Origin of the sequence: Cognatishimia sp. (genome assembly GCF_049116455.1) — a bacterium.
Classification (GTDB): Bacteria; Pseudomonadota; Alphaproteobacteria; order Rhodobacterales; family Rhodobacteraceae; genus Cognatishimia.
Genome location: NZ_JAGDYW010000002.1, coordinates 68,407 through 87,631 on the forward strand (window position 1 = coordinate 68,407; position 19,225 = coordinate 87,631).

22 protein-coding genes are annotated in these 19,225 nt (G+C 51.9%); 7 read left to right on the top strand and 15 right to left on the bottom strand.

The window, feature by feature from the left end; all coding sequences use genetic code 11:
• From JXQ85_RS03860 to JXQ85_RS03880, 5 genes are all read left to right on the top strand, one after another.
• Positions 1–714 carry an ATP12 family chaperone protein gene (locus tag JXQ85_RS03860; protein ID WP_421747544.1) on the top strand — a complete coding sequence of 238 codons (714 nt, stop codon included), beginning with the start codon at positions 1–3 and terminating at the stop codon, positions 712–714.
• A 207-nt stretch (positions 715–921) separates the two neighbouring features.
• A complete protein-coding gene (locus tag JXQ85_RS03865) occupies positions 922–1,938 on the top strand; it encodes an amino acid ABC transporter substrate-binding protein (RefSeq protein WP_421747545.1) in 1,017 nt (338 codons plus the stop codon).
• A 131-nt stretch (positions 1,939–2,069) separates the two neighbouring features.
• Entirely contained in the window at positions 2,070–3,338 is a 1,269-nt protein-coding gene (locus tag JXQ85_RS03870) for an amino acid ABC transporter permease (protein WP_421747546.1), read from the top strand.
• A 1-nt stretch (position 3,339) separates the two neighbouring features.
• Positions 3,340–4,647 carry an amino acid ABC transporter permease gene (locus tag JXQ85_RS03875; protein WP_421747547.1) on the top strand — a complete coding sequence of 436 codons (1,308 nt, stop codon included), beginning with the start codon at positions 3,340–3,342 and terminating at the stop codon, positions 4,645–4,647.
• Positions 4,648–4,658: 11 nt separating this feature from the next.
• On the top strand, positions 4,659–5,450 hold the full coding sequence (locus JXQ85_RS03880) for an amino acid ABC transporter ATP-binding protein (RefSeq protein WP_421747548.1): 792 nt from the start codon (positions 4,659–4,661) through the stop codon (positions 5,448–5,450).
• 51 nt (positions 5,451–5,501) lie between these two features.
• Here JXQ85_RS03880 and JXQ85_RS03885 read toward each other — a convergent pair whose 3' ends face one another.
• From JXQ85_RS03885 to rpmH, 15 genes are all read right to left on the bottom strand, one after another.
• Entirely contained in the window at positions 5,502–5,930 is a 429-nt protein-coding gene (locus JXQ85_RS03885; RefSeq protein WP_421747549.1) for a GNAT family N-acetyltransferase, read from the bottom strand.
• A gap of 183 nt (positions 5,931–6,113) precedes the next feature.
• Entirely contained in the window at positions 6,114–6,602 is a 489-nt protein-coding gene (locus tag JXQ85_RS03890; RefSeq protein WP_421747550.1) for a SixA phosphatase family protein, read from the bottom strand.
• Positions 6,599–7,201 (bottom strand): ferredoxin, encoded by a 603-nt coding sequence (locus tag JXQ85_RS03895; RefSeq protein ID WP_421747551.1) that lies wholly within the window; start codon positions 7,199–7,201, stop codon positions 6,599–6,601. The genes JXQ85_RS03890 and JXQ85_RS03895 overlap by 4 nt, the downstream gene beginning before the upstream one ends.
• 26 nt (positions 7,202–7,227) lie before the next feature.
• Entirely contained in the window at positions 7,228–8,022 is a 795-nt protein-coding gene (locus JXQ85_RS03900; RefSeq protein ID WP_421747552.1) for a sterol desaturase family protein, read from the bottom strand.
• Positions 8,023–8,078: 56 nt separating this feature from the next.
• Positions 8,079–8,948 carry an acetylglutamate kinase gene (argB, locus tag JXQ85_RS03905; protein WP_421747553.1) on the bottom strand — a complete coding sequence of 290 codons (870 nt, stop codon included), beginning with the start codon at positions 8,946–8,948 and terminating at the stop codon, positions 8,079–8,081.
• An 80-nt stretch (positions 8,949–9,028) separates the two neighbouring features.
• The gene (yihA, locus tag JXQ85_RS03910) at positions 9,029–9,682 is read right to left on the bottom strand and encodes a ribosome biogenesis GTP-binding protein YihA/YsxC (protein ID WP_421747554.1); all 654 of its coding nucleotides are present in this window, start codon (positions 9,680–9,682) and stop codon (positions 9,029–9,031) included.
• Positions 9,682–10,425: an MOSC domain-containing protein gene (locus tag JXQ85_RS03915; RefSeq protein ID WP_421747555.1), complete on the bottom strand. Its 744-nt coding sequence runs from the start codon at positions 10,423–10,425 to the stop codon at positions 9,682–9,684. The genes yihA and JXQ85_RS03915 overlap by 1 nt, the downstream gene beginning before the upstream one ends.
• On the bottom strand, positions 10,425–12,239 hold the full coding sequence (gene yidC / locus JXQ85_RS03920) for a membrane protein insertase YidC (RefSeq protein WP_421747556.1): 1,815 nt from the start codon (positions 12,237–12,239) through the stop codon (positions 10,425–10,427). Before yidC ends, JXQ85_RS03915 begins: the two co-directional genes overlap by 1 nt.
• A 203-nt stretch (positions 12,240–12,442) precedes the next feature.
• Positions 12,443–13,987 carry a putative bifunctional diguanylate cyclase/phosphodiesterase gene (locus JXQ85_RS03925; RefSeq protein WP_421747557.1) on the bottom strand — a complete coding sequence of 515 codons (1,545 nt, stop codon included), beginning with the start codon at positions 13,985–13,987 and terminating at the stop codon, positions 12,443–12,445.
• Positions 13,988–14,054: 67 nt separating this feature from the next.
• Positions 14,055–14,927 carry a tRNA 2-thiocytidine(32) synthetase TtcA gene (gene ttcA, locus JXQ85_RS03930; protein ID WP_421747558.1) on the bottom strand — a complete coding sequence of 291 codons (873 nt, stop codon included), beginning with the start codon at positions 14,925–14,927 and terminating at the stop codon, positions 14,055–14,057.
• 70 nt (positions 14,928–14,997) lie between these two features.
• Positions 14,998–15,228, bottom strand: a complete 231-nt coding sequence (locus JXQ85_RS03935) for a hypothetical protein (RefSeq protein WP_421747559.1) — start codon at positions 15,226–15,228, stop codon at positions 14,998–15,000.
• A gap of 102 nt (positions 15,229–15,330) precedes the next feature.
• Entirely contained in the window at positions 15,331–15,561 is a 231-nt protein-coding gene (locus tag JXQ85_RS03940) for a hypothetical protein (RefSeq protein WP_421747560.1), read from the bottom strand.
• 301 nt (positions 15,562–15,862) lie between these two features.
• Positions 15,863–16,132, bottom strand: a complete 270-nt coding sequence (yidD, locus tag JXQ85_RS03945; RefSeq protein ID WP_421747561.1) for a membrane protein insertion efficiency factor YidD — start codon at positions 16,130–16,132, stop codon at positions 15,863–15,865.
• The gene (gene rnpA / locus JXQ85_RS03950; RefSeq protein ID WP_421747562.1) at positions 16,129–16,602 is read right to left on the bottom strand and encodes a ribonuclease P protein component; all 474 of its coding nucleotides are present in this window, start codon (positions 16,600–16,602) and stop codon (positions 16,129–16,131) included. The genes yidD and rnpA overlap by 4 nt, the downstream gene beginning before the upstream one ends.
• 26 nt (positions 16,603–16,628) lie before the next feature.
• Positions 16,629–16,763 (bottom strand): 50S ribosomal protein L34, encoded by a 135-nt coding sequence (gene rpmH / locus JXQ85_RS03955; RefSeq protein WP_037911188.1) that lies wholly within the window; start codon positions 16,761–16,763, stop codon positions 16,629–16,631.
• A 290-nt stretch (positions 16,764–17,053) separates the two neighbouring features.
• On the opposite strand from rpmH, the gene JXQ85_RS03960 reads away from it, so the two are divergent.
• Positions 17,054–17,779 carry a TVP38/TMEM64 family protein gene (locus tag JXQ85_RS03960; protein WP_421747731.1) on the top strand — a complete coding sequence of 242 codons (726 nt, stop codon included), beginning with the start codon at positions 17,054–17,056 and terminating at the stop codon, positions 17,777–17,779.
• 12 nt (positions 17,780–17,791) lie between these two features.
• A complete protein-coding gene (locus tag JXQ85_RS03965) occupies positions 17,792–19,210 on the top strand; it encodes a dihydrolipoyl dehydrogenase family protein (RefSeq protein WP_421747563.1) in 1,419 nt (472 codons plus the stop codon).
• The last annotated feature ends 15 nt before the right edge of the window (positions 19,211–19,225 follow it).

The window sequence follows — 19,225 nt, forward strand, 5'->3', positions numbered from 1 at the left end:
ATGGCCGGCTGGAATACCAAACGTAAATTTTGGACAGAAACCTCTGTTGAAGAGCAGGGTGACGGTTTTGCAGTATTACTAGATGGCAGAGGTGTGAAAACACCTGCGAAAACCGCGGTGATTGTACCTACCCGTGCGATTGCCGACGCGATTGCCAAGGAATGGGATGCGCAGGTAGAAGAAATTGATCCGCTGACTATGCCTGTTACGCGGTGGGCGAATGCGGCACTGGATAAGGTGGCGCTGCAACACGCTGAGGTTGCGGATATGTTGGCAGATTACGGTGGTACAGATTTGCTCTGTTACCGCGCTGATAACCCGCAGGAATTGATCGCCCGCCAAGCAGAGCTTTGGGATCCGGTGTTAGACTGGGCTGATGAGGTCCTAGATGCGCGGCTCAATCCTATCCATGGCGTGATGTTCCAAGCTCAGGACAAGGCCGCTCTGGAGCGATTGCGGCAACGTGTTCACGCCTTTAGCAATTTCGAATTGTCGGCTTTCCATGATCTCGTGTCGCTTTCTGGCTCCCTGATTCTGGGATTCGCTGCGGTGAAGAAATTGCAACCAATTGAAGACCTTTGGGCGCTGTCACGCGTGGATGAGCTTTGGCAGGAGGAACAGTGGGGTCCAGACGAAGAAGCTCAAATCCTTGCGGAAACAAAGAGAAATGCCTTTGTGCAAGCCTATTGCAATTTTAAATTATGCCATGTTTAAAGGCGTTTAGCGAATTTTGATGCCAAACCAGCTAAGCGCCGGGCTGCGTAATCAATTTCCTTGATCAACCCCTTGACCTTTATTGATATTTCGCTCCAAACTGGAGGCCGCTGAGGGGGCGAGAACCCAATTCAGCGAAAATGCTGATCGCGATGACGGTCGGTGCTTTGCCCCCAACGAGGGGTGGAAACTCAGGAAGAGGTAAATATGAATAAATCCGTAATTTTTGGCGCGGCGACTGTTGCTTGCATGTCCGCTGTCGCTGCTACAGCCGGTACTGTCGATGACGTAAAAGCGCGCGGCAAACTGAACTGTGGCGTTACAACTGGTCTGGTTGGCTTCGCGGCTCCAGATGCAAATGGTAACTGGGATGGTTTCGACGTTGGTGTATGTCGTGCCGTAGCTGCTGCAGTGCTGGGTGACGCATCTGCAGTTGAGTTCGTTCCTACCACAGGTAAGACACGCTTCACTGCGCTTGCTTCTGGTGAGATCGACGTGCTGGCACGTAACACCACTTGGACATTCTCCCGTGACGTTGACCTGAAGTTCACCTTTGTTGGTGTGAACTACTACGATGGTCAGGGTTTCCTTGTCCCTAAAGAACTGGGTGTTTCTTCTGCGAAGGAACTGGATGGCGCGACTGTATGTATCCAAACCGGTACAACAACCGAGCTGAACCTGGCGGACTTCTTCCGCATCAACGGTATCAGCTATGAGCCAGTGCCAATCGAAACCAATGCAGAAGCACAGCAGCAGTATCTTGCGGGCGCATGCGACGTTTACACCACAGACGCATCTGGTCTGGCGGCGACACGTGCAGCATTCGAAGATCCAACAGCGCACGCTCTGTTGCCAGAAATCATTTCCAAAGAACCACTTGGTCCACTTGTTCGCCACGGCGACAACGAGTGGGGCGACATTGTTCGTTGGACTTTGAACGCTCTGATCACTGCTGAAGAGCTGGGTGTGACATCTGCAAACGTTGCCGAAATGGCATCCGGCGCTGATAACCCAGAAGTCAGCCGCCTGCTGGGTACCGAAGGTAACCTGGGTGAGCAACTGGGTCTGTCTGCTGATTGGGCGAAAAACGCTATCATGGCGGGTGGTAACTACGGCGAGCTGTTCGAAAAGAACATCGGCGAGAACACTCCAATCGGTCTGGCGCGTGGTCTGAACGCACAGTGGACTGATGGCGGTCTGATCTACTCTCCACCATTCCGGTAAGAGCTAATTGCTTAGGGCGCGAGACTTCTCGCGCCCTTCGCCTTTTATTCGATACGAATAACGCGATCTGATCTCACAAAATGCGCAGAAAATAGCGCTGAGGCAAAGATCGAAAACGGGGAACATCCTTAATGACAACTCTCACCGACCCTCCGAAGGAGTCGTTTCGGCTATCTATGCTGATCTACGACACCCGGTATCGCTCGGCGACCATTCAAGTTGTAGCATTGATGGGGTTTATGTTGGCGGCCGCCTGGTTGATCAACAACGCTATCACCAACTTGAATACCCTTGGGAAACCGATTTCGCTGGCCTTTTTCACTGAGCCTGCGAGCTATGACATTAACCAGCGACTGCTAGACTACAACAGCCGCGACAGCCATCTGCGTGCTGCCTTCATCGGCCTGCTGAACACTTTGGTTGTTGCCGTTTTGGGCTGTATCACCGCCACCATACTCGGTGTGATCATCGGTGTGCTGCGTCTATCCAAGAACTGGCTCGTCGCCCGCATCATGACCGTTTATGTGGAAATGTTCCGCAACGTACCGGTTCTGCTGTGGATCGTTTTGGCGATGGCAATCTTGATCGAAAGCCTGCCAGCACCTCGCGCTTTCCGGGGCGAAAATCCCGAAGCCACCATGAGCTTCTTTGACACAATCGCGATCACCAATCGCGGGGTCTATATTCCAGAAGCTCTGTTCAGCAATTCCTTAGGCAATATCCACCTCTTTGGCGCAAGCTCGATGCGGTTTGATGTTTCTTTGGACCTAATTGCCTTCTTGGTCGTTCTGATCGGCGGCTTGTTTGTATCTCGTAAGATCAAACAAAGCGCTGACAAAGTTCAAGAAGAAACTGGTGTACGTCCAACCACTTGGTGGAAGCGCCTTGCTGTTGTTCTGGTTCCAATTGGCGTTCTATTTGCCATCTTGGGTTTCCATTTGGGTTATCCAGAACTGAAGGGATTCAACTTCACCGGCGGCACCCACATGCGGAACTCTTTGATTGCGCTTTGGTTGGCTCTGTCATTGTACACTGCAGCCTTCATCGCCGAAATCGTCCGTGGCGGTATCCTTGCGATTAGCCACGGTCAGACCGAAGCGGCTGGTGCGTTGGGTCTGCGTCCAGGGCGTATCATGAGCCTTGTGGTTCTGCCTCAGGCGCTACGCGTGATCATCCCGCCTATGATTTCCAACTATCTGAACCTAACCAAAAACTCGTCTCTGGCGATTGCGGTGGGCTACATGGACATCACGGGTACCTTGGGTGGCATCACCATGAACCAAACCGGTCGTGAACTTGAATGCGTTATTCTTCTGATGGCGGTTTACCTGCTGATCAGCCTGTCCATCTCCTTGGTGATGAACTGGTACAACAAACGCGTCGCATTGGTGGAGCGGTAATATGAGTGATCAATCTTTTGTCCGCACCGAAATGCTTCCAGAGCTCGATCCACCGGCATCAACCGTCGGTATCGTTGGCTGGGCGCGTGAAAACCTGTTTTCAGGTTGGGTGAATTCCGTTCTCACAGTGATCTCTTTAGGGTTCATTTATTATATTCTGGCTGGTCTGATCCCTTGGGTGTTCCAATCCTCTTGGGCTGCAGAATCCCTGACTGAATGTCGTGAAATCTTTAAGGAAAAGTACGGCACAACACACGGCCATGCCTGCTGGGGTGTTGTGAATGACCGTTGGCTGCAGCTGCTTTATGGGTTCTACCCTGATCATCTGTACTGGCGTGTTAACCTTGCACTGGTTCTAACATTGCTTGCTTTGGCACCGATCCTGTTTTCAGAACGGTCTCCGAAGCAGATGATCTATGTGACTGCGGCTTATCCCTTTGTGATGCCTTGGCTTCTTTGGGGTGGTGCCATTTGGGGTCCGATCACTGCAGCACTTGGTTTTGTGGTCGGTTACTATGCCTATCGCTTTTTCACCAACATGCTTGGCGGGCTCGCAGGCTTGATCATCGCAGTTTTGGCAACGCTGATCTGGTGGTTCGTACTTGCGTCACCTGTGGCTGACCTTTTGACATCGATTTTGAACATTGGAATTGAATCCGTTCAATCTCGTCAATTTGGTGGCTTCATGCTGGCGCTTCTGTTGGGTATTGTTGCGATTGGGTGTTCCTTGCCGCTCGGCATTCTGCTGGCACTGGGTCGTCAGTCGGATCTGTTGATCGTCAAGACCATCTGTGTGGGCTTTATCGAGTTCATTCGTGGTGTGCCTCTGATCACGCTGTTGTTCGTGGCATCCTTGCTGTTGAACGTCTTTTTGCCGCCGGGAACCAATTTCGACGTGATCTTGCGCGTTATGATTATGATGACCCTGTTCTCTGCAGCTTATATGGCTGAAGTTGTTCGGGGTGGTCTGGCTGCATTGCCAAAGGGCCAATACGAGGGTGCTGACTCTCTGGGCCTGAACTACTGGCAGGCGCAACAACTGATTATCATGCCACAGGCGTTGAAGATTTCGATCCCGGGCATCGTCTCGACCTTCATCGGTATCTTTAAAGATACGACGCTGGTTTCGATTATCGGCCTGTTCGACGTAATCGGTCTGTCCAACGCAATCCGCGCGGATACAGCCTGGAACGGTATCTATTGGGAACTCTTCGCGTTCATCGCGGTTCTGTTCTTCATCGTCTGCTTTTCCATGTCCCGCTATTCCATGTACCTGGAGCGTAAGCTTCAAACTGGTCATAAACGATAGGAGATCACGATATGTCTGATCTACAATCCGACCGCACGATTGATCGCTCCAAAATGGGCGTAAGCGACAACGTGGCGATTCAAATCACCAACATGAACAAGTGGTATGGTTCATTCCACGTGTTGCGTGACATCAACCTGACCGTCAATGAAGGCGAACGGATCGTTATCGCGGGCCCATCTGGTTCCGGTAAATCCACCATGATCCGCTGCATCAACCGTCTGGAAGAACACCAGCAGGGGCAGATCATCGTCGATGGCACAGAGTTGACGTCAGATTTGAAGAACATCGACAAGATCCGGTCAGAAGTTGGTATGTGCTTCCAGCACTTCAACCTCTTCCCGCATCTGACGGTTCTTGAGAACTTGACGCTGGCGCCTATCTGGGTGCGCAAAACACCTCAGAAAGAAGCCGTCGAAACTGCGATGCACTTCCTTGAGAAGGTGAAGATCCCTGAGCAGGCTGGCAAGTATCCTGGTCAGTTGTCTGGTGGTCAGCAGCAGCGTGTGGCGATCGCCCGTTCGCTTTGCATGAAGCCACGGATCATGCTGTTTGACGAACCTACATCTGCGCTTGACCCGGAGATGATCAAAGAGGTTCTAGATACCATGATCGAACTCGCTGAAGAGGGTATGACCATGCTCTGTGTGACCCACGAGATGGGCTTTGCCCGTCAGGTTGCAAACCGCGTGATCTTCATGGACGCAGGCCAGATCGTTGAACAGAACGAGCCGGAAGAGTTTTTTAACAATCCGAAGAGTGAACGGACTAAATTGTTCCTCAGCCAGATTTTGGGTCACTGACCAACTCTGTAAATTATGAGAGGCCGGGGATTTCTCCCCGGCCTTTTTCGTTTAAGGCTTGCACCAAAGCATGCGGATTTCTTCATGTCCAAAGAAGTCGCTGGTCAGCCGTTCCGTTTCCCGAAACCCATGATGTTGGTAAAAGCCTTGGGCTTTTGGGTTTTCGGTGAAAACGCTAAGGGTCAATTCTGCACGGGCCTCTTTGGCTTTGACCAAGAGTTTTTGACCAATGCCAAGGCCTTGATAGTCAGGCAGCACAAAAAGCCCGCCTATTTCATCACCAAGAAAGGCGATAAAGCCGACTTTTTGACCGGAATATTCCACCATCCAGACTTCGGCCATATCAAGCAATTGATCGCGGATCATAGCTTCGGCTTGATTGGTGACGTCTGCGGAAAGAAACGGATGCGCGATGGCGCTCGCTGCTTTCCAAATGTGAAGAACGGCATCTTTGTCAGAAGCGCTATAGGGTAAAATCATTTGATGTCCTTATGCCCGTTGCGGGCTTTGATTGAATCATGGCACATCCTTTGCTCCGCCAAGGCGGGTAAGTCATTTGGGATGTGTAGACTTGACGCGCAAATCGCGCCTCAATCAGCGGGACATAAAATCTCCTGTTTCACTGAAGTCAGTTAGGCGGAAAGTTGATGGGGAGGCAAGGCCTTAGGTGAGTTCGCGCGGGATAACAAAACCCTGCACATGCCCGGTGCCATATTTCAGCGCTTGCCAATCATCGATCGCAAAATCCATCACGGTCGTTGCGCAGGTCGGATAGTCAAAGAACCGACTGTGATCCGGCTGCTCTGCAACAAGCATCTCGGCGAAAGCTGCAATACCCGGGTTATGCCCAAGCATCAGGATCACCTCAGCAGACTCTTTCTTTAACTCATCCAGCATGGTTTCGGGATCCGCAAGATAGAGGCTACGCTCAAATCGTTTTGGCCCTTCGAATCCCAAGCCTTCATATGTTTCGCGAGTACGTTTTGCGCTGGAACTCAGGATCGCGTCGGGCAGAAATCCACTAAATCGCAACCACTGCCCAACAGCAGGTGCTGACTTAAATCCGCGAGCATTCAGCGGTCTGTCGTGGTCAGGGCCCACGTGATCCCAACTGGATTTAGCGTGGCGCATCAGAATAAGACGTTTGGTCATTCTCGAATAAATGCCTTCATATGGAATTCAGATTGTGCAGCAACCCTGCCAAATTTTTTTGACGCAGGGCAGCTTAGTCGAACTTTGCAGCCGGATCGGCAGGCCCGTCCTTCATCTGATCTAAGGTAGCTCTTGCACGCTTCTACATCGTAGCCTGAGGGGGTGAGTGCCCCTATGGGGCAAGCTGTCTCACAGGGGTGAGCCTGACAGGTGTCGCATGGGGTATATGGCAATCGGGGAAGGTCGAGCTTTTCCTTAAGGGCGAGAACGCCTCGGAAAGACGCGAACAAACCGGCATTGCTGTTCACCAGCAGGCCCACTGGAGATGAAAAGCAACCCGCTGCAAGCGCCCATTGGATAAAGGGCGGATAAGGCGGACCATCAGAAGGGAAGTAGGTCAGCGCGTCTAAATCAGCTGCAACATCTTGCAAGATCCGTTTGGAAAAGCGGTCCATTGCATCGGGCAGACCATCTAAAAATTCTTTCTGCGTTGTAAAATGTGGCCAGAATTGAGGCTCATCTGGGCCGATCATTAATGCAGTTTGATAGCCTTTAAACCATTCATCGTCTTCGGGGTGAAATCCTCCAACGATGGCCAACCCATGCGTCTTTAGCCTTGAATTGATCATTTCTTACGAAACGGCAATGCAAGGGACCAGACCAATTTGGCTGGGCGATCATCTTGCCATCTCAATCCGGTTGTCATGGCGTCATGCCCCGCCTCAGGCTGCGCGATATAGGTTCCAAAAATGCGGTCCCATATGGAAAGCGAAAACCCATAGTTGCTGTCATGTTCATGCCGATGCACTGAATGATGCACCCGGTGCATATCAGGGGTTACCAACACCCTACGCACCACAGCATCTAAACCCAATGGTAGACGAATGTTAGAATGGTTAAACATTGCCGTCCCATTCAGCATTATTTCAAACAAAACAATCGCAAAAACGCTTGGTCCAAGCGCATATACCAGCCCAATTTTCAGGAGCATCGAAAAGGCGATTTCGATGGGGTGAAAGCGAATGGCAGTCGTCACATCGATGTCGCGGTCAGCGTGGTGAACCTGATGCAGGCGCCACAAAAGTGGGACTTTGTGCGTGATCAAATGCTGCAACCAAATTGCGAAATCAAAGATCAGGATTGCAAGGATAACCTCTGCCCAAAGCAGGGCATCCAATAGATTAAACAGTCCCCAGCCATTTGTGGCTGCATCAAAGGCTGCCCCGGCTGCAAGTGCAGGAAGCAGGAAAGCCATCAGCTGTAAGGTACCAGAATTGAGAAGGGACATTGCCCAATTTGTAACCCAACGAGACGTCCGACTGTGTTGTCGCGGACGGCGTGGGATAAGCGTTTCAACGCCTGCTAAGACGATGAAAAGTCCGAAAAAAACACCAAGGCGTATCGCTGCTTCATATTCCATACGCCAACAGTAGGCGCGTGGAGGCGCAAGTCAAATGGCTTGCGCTCACATTTGGGTTAGTCGTCGTCGCCGCGGATCATCGAGCCGGCCCCGTGATCGGTGAACAGCTCCAGCAAAGTCGCGTTCGGCGCGCGGCCATCCAAAATAACCACAGCGCGCACACCGTCTTGAATGGCGTTCAAGGCTGTTTCGGTTTTTGGGATCATACCACCTGCAATTACGCCCTCGGCCGTCATGTCTTTAATCTGCTGGGCTTTCAGTTCCGTGACGACGTCACCTTCAGCGTTTTTCACACCCGCGACATCAGTCAATAGCAATAAGCGATCCGCGTTCAGTGAGGCTGCAATCGCGCCTGCTGCTGTGTCACCGTTGATGTTAAAGGTTTCGCCATTTTCACCAGCACCCAGAGGGGCGATGACTGGAATTGTGTTATTGGCAAACAGATCCTGCAGAACTTCTGGGTTCATTTTAGTGGGGGTGCCAACAAACCCAAGATCAGGATTGGTTTGCGTGCAAAGCATCAAGTTTGCATCTTTGCCAGAAAGACCTACCGCCTTACCGCCTTGACGGTTGATCGCTTGTACTATGCGCTTGTTTACGGTGCCCGACAGAACCATTTCAACGACTTCAACCGTCGCAGCATCGGTTACACGTTTACCATTTACAAACTCTGATTTGATCTGCAGCTTTTCGAGCATTGCGTTGATCATTGGGCCGCCGCCATGCACAACAACCGGGTGAATGCCAACCATTTGCATCAGCACAACATCGCGCGCGAATTCTTCCATCGCTTCATCGCTGCCCATGGCGTGACCGCCAAGCTTAATGACAACAATCGCACCTGTGTAGCGTTGCAGGTAAGGCAAGGCTTGTGACAGGGTGCGGGCGGTGGCGATCCAATCGCGGTTCATGTTTTGCTTCTTCATATTTTGGTCCCTTTGGCTGACCCTGTTAGCGGGTTTGCCAAAGGTTTGCCATGGGTTTTAAGGCCCCAAGTGCCGATGCCTTAGGTCAAATTGGCAATGAGCGCGCGCAAAGTGGGCAGTCCCCATTCTTTTTCGCTCGATGTGACAACCAATTCGGGGAAAGCGGCAGGGTGTTTGGACAGTGCCTGGCGCACCTGTTCCATAGTTTTTTCCCGGTCTTTCTCTTTAACCTTATCGGCCTTTGTCATCACAACCTGGAAAGTGACAGCAGAGCTATCCAGCAGTGACATGATCTCATCGTCGACAGCTTTCACACCATGACGGCTGTCGATCAGAACAAATGCACGGCGCAGGCTGACACGTCCAGACAGGTAGCGTTTTAGCAACCGTTGCCACTTTTCTTTGACTGGAATTGGCGCATTGGCAAACCCATAGCCGGGCAGGTCGACCAGATAGTGACTTTCAGCCAACGTGAAATAGTTGATTTCTTGTGTGCGTCCGGGCGTGTTCGACGCGCGCGCGAGGCCTTTTCGACCCGTTAGTGCGTTGATCAAGCTGGACTTACCGACATTGGATCGACCTGCAAAACAGACTTCAATCCGGTCATCTCCTGGCAGGCCATCCATCGCAACGACGCCTTTTAAGAAATCGGCATTGCTGCCAACAAACAATTTGCGGCCCTTTTCACGGCTCGCGTCATCTGGTTCTTCGACAAGGGGGAAGGGGAGTTGCATCAGAGCACCTCTGCTGTGTCGCCACGCGCGATTTCACCGGCTTTGCTCACATAGGCTTTTACGCCGAAATGCAAATGGCCGAAATTATCACGCAGGCTTTTGAGTGTATCATAATCATATGCGCCGGTCTCAGGGTCGACGGTGGTGGCTTTGCAACGTTCGATCCGTTCACACACCTCAAATTCAGCGGTGCCGATACGGATGGATTTGCCAACCCAGTCAAATTCCTGCCATGGCTGCAAACCGTCCAAGTGAATGTTGCCACGCCAACGATCCATCGACAAATCCGCATCCAGCGTAGCGCCTAGGGCCTTATTGGAAGCAAGGTTCAGAATACTAATGGATGGCCAGCTGGAATCCGTCAGCCCAACGCCTGGGACTTTCATTATACCCGTCGACTGCCGGCGCTCGGCAGGCATAATGGGCCGCACCCACTCGGTGAACTTCTGAGAGTCCCGTTCAGGGTCGATCGTCAAATCCCACAACTCAGGATGGCTGAGTGTCAACTTGCCTGAGGTCTCATCTAACTTGCAGACGATCGCCATCAGCTGCGGTGCACTTGCACCACGAGAAAAGTTGATGCAGCGGGCCCATTCGGACCCGTCCGCTTTGGTACCTTCATGTGTCACGGCCCAATGTCGATCCCAAGGCATGCATTTGCCGACCTCAAGCGCAATGCGCTCAAGAGGTTCGCGGCCATGAGCTTTGATAGGATGGCGCCAGAGGGCCGCGACCGAGATCATCACTTTTCGTCAGCCTTTTCTTTGCGTTTGAAGCCCGATTTGATGTTGCCAAAAACATCGGGCTTGTAGCCGTGAATACGCATGATCGAATATTGCTGGATGAAGGTGATCGTGTTGTTGGCGATCCAGTAGACAACCAGACCGGATGCAAACGTGCCCAGCATGAACATGAAGACCCACGGCATCCAAGCAAAAATCATCTTTTGCGTTGGATCTGTTGGAGCCGGGTTCAGTTTCTGTTGCAGCCACATGGAAATGCCCAGCAGGATCGGCAGGATACCAAGGGAGAAGAAGGAAAAGACCCCGAGTTCTGGCACTGTGTATGGCAGGGCGCCAAAAACGTTAAAGATCGATGTTGGATCAGGTGCTGACAGGTCTTTCAACCAACCAACCCAAGGGGCGTGGCGCAGTTCTAGCGTGACAAAAATCACCTTATAGAGCGAGAAAAAGATCGGAACCTGAAGCAGGATTGGCAGACAACCAGCCGCTGGGTTCACTTTTTCTTTCTTGTAAAGCTCCATCATGGATTGCTGCATTTTCTGGCGGTCATCGCCAGCCTTTTCCTTCAGCTTTTCCATTTCTGGCTGCAGTTCCTTCATCTTCGCCATGGAAGCATAAGATTTATAAGCCAGCGGGAAGACGATGATTTTGATCAAAACAGTCAGGCCAATGATCGCCCAACCCATATTGCCGATCAGCGTGTTCAGCCAATGCAGAACCGCGAACATCGGTTTCGTCAGGAAGAAGAACCAACCCCAGTCGATGCTGTCAAGGAAGCCTTTGACGCCACCTTCGTTTTGATAGTCACGGATTGCGGCCCAGTCTTTGGCGCCTGCAAAAAGTTGGCTATCGACGGTTACAGTCTGGCCATCTGCAAGCGTTTGCGTCGGCAACACAGCTTCGGTTTGAAAGATGTCGCGGCGTTCGTCGTATTTAGAAACTGATTTGAATGCGCTTGTTTGTGATGGGATCAAAGTCGCCATCCAGTAGTGGTCGGTAAACCCGATCCAGCCACTTTCAGTGACTTGAGTAACCTCAGCTTTTGCGCCTTCTGCGGCATTGAAGTCATAGTCCGCCAAGTCATCATAGCTTGCTTCACTCAACTCGCCGTCAGACATTGCAACCAGACCTTCATGCAGGATGAAGAAGTTCTTAAGATCCTGTGGCTCACCATGGCGGGCAAGAATCCCGTAAGGTGCCAAAGAAACGGTTCCGGCACCGTTGTTTGTTACGCCTTGCTTGACCGAGAACATGAAGTTCTCATCAACAGAGATCTCACGGGTAAAGACCAAGCCAGCGCCGTTGTCCCACGTCAATGTCACAGGTGTTTCTTCAGTCAAAGCGACGCCAGAGGAAACTGACCAAATTGTATTAGCGCTTGGAACCGCATCGGCGTTCAAGCCAGAACCAGGTGCCCAACCGTAAAGCGCATAATAGCTACCTTCTGTGCCGGTTGGCTTGAAGAGGTGTACAATGTCAGAGTCTTCGGACAGCGTTTCGCGGTAATTTTTCAGCGACAGATCGTCAATGCGGCCACCTTGCAGTGAAATCGAACCCTTCAAACGTGCTGTATCGATATCAACACGCGGGGCATCTGCATTGGATGTGGCTTCAGCAGCGATTGCGGTTGTTGTTTCAACAGCAGCGGATCCGACAGTTGGAGTGGCGGCAACAGGCGTTGTTTCAGTTGTTGTCGCAGCATTTGGGTCTTCGGTGATCGCCGGTTCCGGCGGCGGGAAGAAGTAAAACCACCCGATCAGTACGAGAACACTAAGTGCGGTTGCAAGAATGAGGTTCTTGTTATTGTCGTCCATTGCGCAGGGCCACCTGTCTTTGTCCTAGCTGGCTTACGAAAGGCCAGCTGACTTTATCTGTTTTCAAACCTGATCCACTTCAAGCCCTCGTCTAGGCGGGTACGTGGATCTGTTCATGGTGGTTCAACAGAGGTAGGCCCCAAAGGTCAAGTGAATTCCATACAAATAAGGGTTGCTTGGTTGCTGAGTTCAGGATTTCGCGCTTACTGAGCACGAATCTGGGGTGGGCCCATAAGCGTGGCTCTGTATTCCTTCATCCAAGGAATCGTTTTTTCAAATGGCATGGGGTGTGCGATGCCATATCCCTGCACATGGTGGCACCCAAGTTGCGCCAACATTGCGTGTTCGCCTGCGGTTTCAACGCCTTCGGCCAAGGTCTCCATGCCAAGGCGTTCCGCCATGGTAACAATTGCTGAAACAAGTTTCTGCTGTTCCGGATCTTGATCGACTTTCATAACAAAGGAGCGGTCGATTTTCAGGCGAGAAACAGCGAAGCGCCGGATTGAACTGATCGACGAATGACCTGTGCCAAAATCATCTAGGTCGATGAAACATCCAAGATTTGCCAGCCCATTAACATTGCGAGAGATCGCGCCATCGGCGGCATCGGCAATGACGGTTTCAAGGACTTCGATCGATATACGACTCGGAGAGAGGTTAAAACGGTCAAGCTCCCAGTGAATTTTTTCAACTAGCATGGGGTTGCGCAGCTCTTCGCCTGCAAAATTCACGCCGACATGCGGGATGACAAACCCGTTTTTTTCCCAGGTGGACTGCGCTTCTAACGATCGCTTCAGCATATAGTCTGCCAGCCGTTCTAATTGACCAGTTTTAGTGAGCGCTTCCATGAATTCAGCAGGCGACAAGATACCTCGCTCGGGATGTTTCCATCTTGCCAAAGCCTCAAATCCAGTAATTTTCCCCGTTTCATTTGAAATCTGAGGCTGAAACCACGCTTGAATTTGGTCAAGTTGCAAAGCATTTGTGGCTTCGTCATGCTGCTTGGAGCGGGTCTTTTCGCGCTCTTTTAGGTCGTCTGAATAGGATCGAATGGCAGAGGTTCCACTGCGCGTTGCTTCGCGCATAGCCATGGATGCGGCTTCGGCGATGTCCTGAAAGTGGTCCGCCTCAAGTTGGTCATTTCGGCAAAATCCAATTGACGCCGCCATGCGCAGTGTCGTCGCATCAAGAGGCATGGCGGCTTCGATGGCTGTTTTTAGGCGCGACGCCAGTTGGATGCAGTTTTCCAAATCAAGATGCCGAACAGGGGTGAGTATAAACATGAACTCGCCCTCTTCTGTGCGAGTCAAAATGTCGTCTTCGCGCAACCCTCGCAATATGCGTGAAGCAGTCATGCGTTGCACCTGCTGTGCCGCTGTATCACCATGTCGAGATTTGAAATCCTTAAAGTCATCCAAGCCGACTGAAAAACAGGCAAATTTCCTTTGGTTTTCTGTGGTCTCAATCCGCCAGCCTTCGCCGATTTCAAAAATCGTTTCCGGAATGCGCAGCCCTGTTAGGCCGTCTGCAGGTTGTTCGTTGTAGCTTTGAAAAATGAGATGGCGCAAAAGGAAGAGTGCGGCGGCAGGCGCAAGTAGCGCTGTGCCCATCAGCCAAGGATTGCCACCTGAAAAATAGATAGACATGCACAAGAGGCCATAGGCAAGCCCCACGATCTCGGGGCGTTTTTTCACCCATTTCAGCTGGGTCTGGATCAAAAAACGATCCGACGACTTTTGCGGCGACATCCTGGAACCTTTCTGGCAATCGGCACACCCGTTGCGCAGACCATATCCAACGATGCTAAGGTTTCGCTTAACGTAGATCCGGAATGTTCTCGTTTTTTTCTTCTAATTTTATCGTCTCGCGCGCAAGCCCAACAAAATCAAAGATTTTTGGATCCAGCATATGGCTCGGACGGATGTTCATAAGGGAGCGGAACATCACCTGACGCCGACCTGGGCTGTTCTGTTCCCATTGGTCTAGGATTTGCTTGACCTGCTGGCGTTGAAGCCCGTCCTGACTGCCACATAAATCGCAAGGAATAATGGGATAGTTCATCGCTTTTGCGAATTTCTCACAATCTGCTTCGGCGACATGTGCGAGCGGGCGATAGACAAAGAGGTCCTTCTCCTCATTTACCAGTTTTGGAGGCATCGTTGCGAGACGACCACCATGGAACAGGTTCATAAAGAAGGTTTCAAGGATATCATCGCGGTGATGACCCAATACAACTGCAGAACAGCCTTCTTCGCGGGCAATGCGGTATAGATTACCTCTGCGCAGGCGGGAACAGAGTGCACAATAGGTTCGGCCAGCGGGCACCTTGTCTTTCACAATAGAATAGGTGTCTTGATATTCGATCCGGTGCGGGACGCCCATTTTTTCTAGGAATGCAGGGAGGACTGTCGCCGGGAAATTCGGCTGGCCTTGATCCAGATTGCAGGCCAGAAGATCGACAGGCAAAAGCCCACGCCATTTCAGCTCATAAAGCACCGCGAGCAATGTATAGCTATCTTTGCCGCCGGACAGGCAGACCAACCAACGCGCGTCGCGTTCGATCATGCCATATTGTTCAATCGCCTCACGCGTATAGCGTACAATCCGCTTGCGCAGCTTTTTAAAGCTGGCGGTGGAAGGGGCACCGTGAAACAGCGGGTGGATATCGTCGAGATCATCATCAAGCATGCGCGTTCCTATGCCATCGAAACGACATTAGGAAAAGGGGCAAAGCGCTGATGCGCAATGCCCCTTTGGATTAACGTTTCATACCCCAAAAGAGATCAATCGGATCCGCCACGCGCTCGGGCAGGCCCATGTCGCGCCGCAGGCGGTTATCCAGTTGGTCAGCATCTGGTGGCCGTGATTTGACCCGGACAATCGCCTTTAACAGGGCCAGGAAAAGATTTGTGCGGCCAAATTGTTGTGCCAGATTTGCGATTTCACCATTCAGGTCGGGGATCGGGTTGTGTGTTTCGTTGTTTGTCATTGGATTTTCTGCAATTTTAAGTTGATTTTACGTAGGCCCTCAGGGCCGGCCGCAAATTGATTTGCGACCGGGTACCATCTGGTCAGCGATGGTGGTTTCGGGTTAGATCGTTTCAGATCGGTGCGCCGGGGGCGGCTCTTGAAACGGAGCGAGTCCGATGTCACTGCGTAAATGATTGCTCATTCTAAAGGCTGTGTCAGGCGGACGCCCTTTGCCCTTCCAATAGGTGAATAGGATCGCCAAAAGAGCTTTCCTTCGGCCGAATTTGGCGATCAGGTAAGAGATTTCAAAGGCAAGCTCTTTCTGAGCATTGTGATAAATGGCATGATTCATTGGGTTTCCACGCGCACAACGCAGTGGTCCTCAGGTTAGTTGGGTTTGAATGTTGACCAATGAGCAGACGGATTCCGCTTGCACGAAAGATATCAGATATTGATCAGGAAGCGTTCAGAGCGGAAACCTAAGTTTCCGGGTGCCAATCAAGAATGTCGAGGCAGCCAGATAGCTCGGAAGCAATTGGTTTCAAAATATTTCATCATTTGCCTCCTTTGTATTTGTTGAACGTGCGCGCACCTTAGCAGTGAATGTTGCTGCGCAAAGGTGATAAATCAATACCCGCAAAAGTTGTTGCACGTCAGCAACAATCCGACTTCTTCGCTTGGTCTTTCTTCTCGGCGCAGGCGCAGTCGGGAACTGGATCATAGCCATCCCCACCCAAAGGATGGCAGCGTCCCAGACGTTTGGCTGTGAGCACTGTACCTTTGATCGGACCGTGTTTTTCGAGCGCTTCAAGCGCATAGGCCGAACAGGTTGGTTGATAGCGACAATTAAAGCCAACCCAAGGGCTGAAAATCAGTCGATAGGCCCGGATGGGCAGGGCGACGATATGGGCGAGGGGGCTCATTTGGATTTTGGTCGGCCTTTGGACGGGGCGTTGCTCCGTGGTGCATGCAACTTCTTGAGTGCATACTTAAGGTCGTTCTTAAGATCTTCAAAGGGACGGGTGGCTGTTGTCTTAGCGCGGCCAATCAAAACGTAGTCCCAGCCCGGCTTGCCCAGAGTTGGCAAGATCGCTTGGGCCACTTCACGCATTCGGCGTTTTGCGTGATTGCGCGCTACTGCGTTGCCAACTTTCTTGGAACAGGTGTAGCCAACCCGGACTTCGTTAGCACAGGCTGATTCCTCAGCGCGGCGTTTTCGGGCCTGAACCATCATGGATCCAACACCCTGTTTGCGCGCCCGCGCGGCCAACAAGAAATCAGATCGTTTTTTCAGAACATGCAAAGGTGTACTGTGCTGTAAACACGACGAAGCCGCCGGAGGTATGTCCCTTCGGCTGGCTGTGCCATCCAATGGGGCCTCCGGCGGCGTCATGTCTTAACTCGCAGTGCTGCTGAGGCTTACGCGCTCAGAGACTTACGGCCTTGCGCGCGACGCGCATTGATGATCTTGCGACCAGCTTTTGTAGCCATGCGCGCACGGAAGCCGTGGCGGCGTTTGCGAACCAGGTTCGAGGGTTGATAGGTGCGTTTCATCGCTCCGTCTCCGTACTTTAGTTATTCGCTCCGCGACTCACGTCGGGTGCGTGTTCTATTCGAAGCCCTGCTAATAGGGCTGAGATTAAGAGAAGTCAAACGCCCAAAACTGCTTTTGCAACAAAAATCCCGCGAAACCGCATGATATGTTTCAAAACCGTCGTAAAACGGGCCTGGTGTTCACAGAAGTCGTGAAGATCATCAACCGCGCGTGAAGTCTATACCCATTTATTGCGCCCGTCCGCATCTTGGGGGAAACCGAATTAGACGAGAGACGAGAAATGAGTGATATGACCGATACCCCGAAAAGCGGCTTTGCCCAGACGATACTTCGAAACCTACCTTTGATTGCCATTCTGATTGTAGCGGTCGTAGGGGCTTTTACTCTGCGTGATTATCTGAGTTTTGAAACACTTAGGGACAACCGTGAGGCTTTGTTGGCATTTAGAGATGCGAATTATGCTCTGACGATTGGCGTCTTTATGTTGGCCTATATCACAATCGTTGCCTTTAGTTTGCCGGGTGCAACCATTGCCACACTGACGGGTGGCTTCTTGTTTGCCACCTTCCCAGGTGCTTTATTTAATGTCAGTGCCGCAACTGTTGGTGCCGTGTTGATCTTTCTAGCCGCCCGCTGGGGTCTTGGCGAAAAGCTTGCGGCCAAAATGGAAGGCTCTGAAGGCGCCGTGAAGAAGATCAAAGATGGTATTGATGAAAATCAATGGTCCATGCTGTTCCTGATCCGTTTGGTGCCTGCTGTTCCATTCTTTGTCGCAAACCTTGTGCCTGCTCTTGTTGGCGTGCCTCTGCGTCGTTTCTTGATCTCTACATTCGTCGGCATCATTCCGGGTGGTGTGGTTTATACCTCTGTTGGTGCGGGCTTGGGTGAAGTGTTTGAGCGCGGTGAAACGCCAAATCTTGGCATTATTTTTGAGCCTCAAATCCTGCTGCCTATCCTCGGCCTCTGCGCTCTTGCCGCTCTTCCAATCGTCATCAAAGCCGTTCGTGGCAAATAAGGACATTTTCCAATGAATAAGATCAAAACCGATTTGCTTGTCATTGGTGCAGGCTCTGGGGGGCTGTCAGTTGCGGCTGGTGCGGTGCAGATGGGGGCGGATGTCACCCTGCTGGAAGGCCATAAAATGGGCGGCGATTGCCTGAACTTTGGCTGTGTACCATCCAAAGCGTTGATAGCCTCCGGTAAAGCGGCTTGGGCGCAAAGCCATGCCAGTAAATACGGCGTTGCAGATGTCACTCCGAAAGTGGATTACGCGGCCGCCAAAGATCATGTTGCGGATGTCATCGCCGAAATTGAACCAAATGATTCCGTTGAGCGGTTCGAAGGACTGGGCGTGCGCGTCATTCAGGAATACGGCGAATTTATCTCTGCGACCGAAGTGAAGGCGGGCGATACTGTTATTACAGCGCGCCGGATTGTGATCTCTACGGGTTCTTCGCCGCTGGTCCCACTAATCCCCGGTTTGGAAAGCGTGCCTTATGAAACCAATGAAACCCTCTTTGAGCTGCGCGAACAGCCCAAGCATCTTTTGGTGATTGGCGGCGGGCCAATCGGATTGGAAATGGCCCAAGCACACCGTCGGCTGGGATCAGAGGTCACTGTGATTGAAGGCATGAAAGCGCTGGGCAAAGACGATCCGGAAATGGCTGCTGTTGTGCTTGAAAACCTTCGGGGCGAGGGCATCGAAATTGCCGAAGATGCTTTGGCGCAGGAAATTCGCGGGGAAGCAGGCGCGATTGAGGTCGAAACCAAAGATGGCCGCGTTTTCAAGGGCACGCATTTGCTGATGGCTGTCGGGCGGAAACCTAACATCGACAAGCTCAACCTCGAAGCCGCAGGCATTGAGAAAACACGCACCGGGATCAAAGTCGATGCTGGTATGCGCACCACCAACAAAAAGGTCTACGCGATTGGGGATGTTGCTGGCGGGCTGCAGTTTACCCATGTTGCAGGCTATCACGCTGGACTGATCATTCGCTCGGCGCTGTTTGGTCTGCCGGCCAAAGAACGCACCGATCATATTCCATGGGCGACCTATACCGACCCGGAATTGGCTCAGGTCGGCCTGACAGAAGCGCAAGCGCGCGACATTCATGGCGATAAGCTTGAAGTGGCGCGGTTCCATTTTAACCACAACGACCGCGCGATCGCCGACCGCAAAACAGCCGGTCTGATCAAAGTCATGGTGATTAAAGGACGACCGGTAGGGGCGTCGATTGCTGGATATCAGGCTGGCGAGCTGATTAACCTCTGGGCGCTTGTGATTGCGAATAAACTCAAGATGAGCGCAGTCGCCAATATGGTTGCGCCATATCCAACAGTGGGTGAGTTGAACAAACGGGCTGCTGGTGCATATTTCTCGCCAAGGCTGTTTGAGAACCCTAAGGTGAAACGTGTGGTTGGATTTGTCCAACGCTGGTTGCCGTGAGGGGACCGAGGTAAT

What these genes read in the sequence shown, in the direction of transcription:
- JXQ85_RS03960 (WP_421747731.1), top strand. Translation starts at nt 17,054, where the DNA reads ATGACCGATACCCCGAAAAGCGGCTTTGCCCAGACGATACTTCGAAAC.
- JXQ85_RS03900 (WP_421747552.1), bottom strand. Translation starts at nt 8,022, where the DNA reads ATGGAATATGAAGCAGCGATACGCCTTGGTGTTTTTTTCGGACTTTTC.
- ttcA (WP_421747558.1), bottom strand. Translation starts at nt 14,927, where the DNA reads ATGCTTGATGATGATCTCGACGATATCCACCCGCTGTTTCACGGTGCC.
- JXQ85_RS03875 (WP_421747547.1), top strand. Translation starts at nt 3,340, where the DNA reads ATGAGTGATCAATCTTTTGTCCGCACCGAAATGCTTCCAGAGCTCGAT.
- rpmH (WP_037911188.1), bottom strand. Translation starts at nt 16,763, where the DNA reads ATGAAACGCACCTATCAACCCTCGAACCTGGTTCGCAAACGCCGCCAC.
- yihA (WP_421747554.1), bottom strand. Translation starts at nt 9,682, where the DNA reads ATGCAACTCCCCTTCCCCCTTGTCGAAGAACCAGATGACGCGAGCCGT.
- JXQ85_RS03935 (WP_421747559.1), bottom strand. Translation starts at nt 15,228, where the DNA reads ATGACAAACAACGAAACACACAACCCGATCCCCGACCTGAATGGTGAA.
- JXQ85_RS03915 (WP_421747555.1), bottom strand. Translation starts at nt 10,425, where the DNA reads ATGATCTCGGTCGCGGCCCTCTGGCGCCATCCTATCAAAGCTCATGGC.
- JXQ85_RS03965 (WP_421747563.1), top strand. Translation starts at nt 17,792, where the DNA reads ATGAATAAGATCAAAACCGATTTGCTTGTCATTGGTGCAGGCTCTGGG.
- JXQ85_RS03880 (WP_421747548.1), top strand. Translation starts at nt 4,659, where the DNA reads ATGTCTGATCTACAATCCGACCGCACGATTGATCGCTCCAAAATGGGC.
- JXQ85_RS03860 (WP_421747544.1), top strand. Translation starts at nt 1, where the DNA reads ATGGCCGGCTGGAATACCAAACGTAAATTTTGGACAGAAACCTCTGTT.
- JXQ85_RS03925 (WP_421747557.1), bottom strand. Translation starts at nt 13,987, where the DNA reads ATGTCGCCGCAAAAGTCGTCGGATCGTTTTTTGATCCAGACCCAGCTG.
- rnpA (WP_421747562.1), bottom strand. Translation starts at nt 16,602, where the DNA reads ATGACGCCGCCGGAGGCCCCATTGGATGGCACAGCCAGCCGAAGGGAC.
- yidD (WP_421747561.1), bottom strand. Translation starts at nt 16,132, where the DNA reads ATGAGCCCCCTCGCCCATATCGTCGCCCTGCCCATCCGGGCCTATCGA.
- yidC (WP_421747556.1), bottom strand. Translation starts at nt 12,239, where the DNA reads ATGGACGACAATAACAAGAACCTCATTCTTGCAACCGCACTTAGTGTT.
- argB (WP_421747553.1), bottom strand. Translation starts at nt 8,948, where the DNA reads ATGAAGAAGCAAAACATGAACCGCGATTGGATCGCCACCGCCCGCACC.
- JXQ85_RS03890 (WP_421747550.1), bottom strand. Translation starts at nt 6,602, where the DNA reads ATGACCAAACGTCTTATTCTGATGCGCCACGCTAAATCCAGTTGGGAT.
- JXQ85_RS03885 (WP_421747549.1), bottom strand. Translation starts at nt 5,930, where the DNA reads ATGATTTTACCCTATAGCGCTTCTGACAAAGATGCCGTTCTTCACATT.
- JXQ85_RS03870 (WP_421747546.1), top strand. Translation starts at nt 2,070, where the DNA reads ATGACAACTCTCACCGACCCTCCGAAGGAGTCGTTTCGGCTATCTATG.
- JXQ85_RS03940 (WP_421747560.1), bottom strand. Translation starts at nt 15,561, where the DNA reads ATGAATCATGCCATTTATCACAATGCTCAGAAAGAGCTTGCCTTTGAA.
- JXQ85_RS03865 (WP_421747545.1), top strand. Translation starts at nt 922, where the DNA reads ATGAATAAATCCGTAATTTTTGGCGCGGCGACTGTTGCTTGCATGTCC.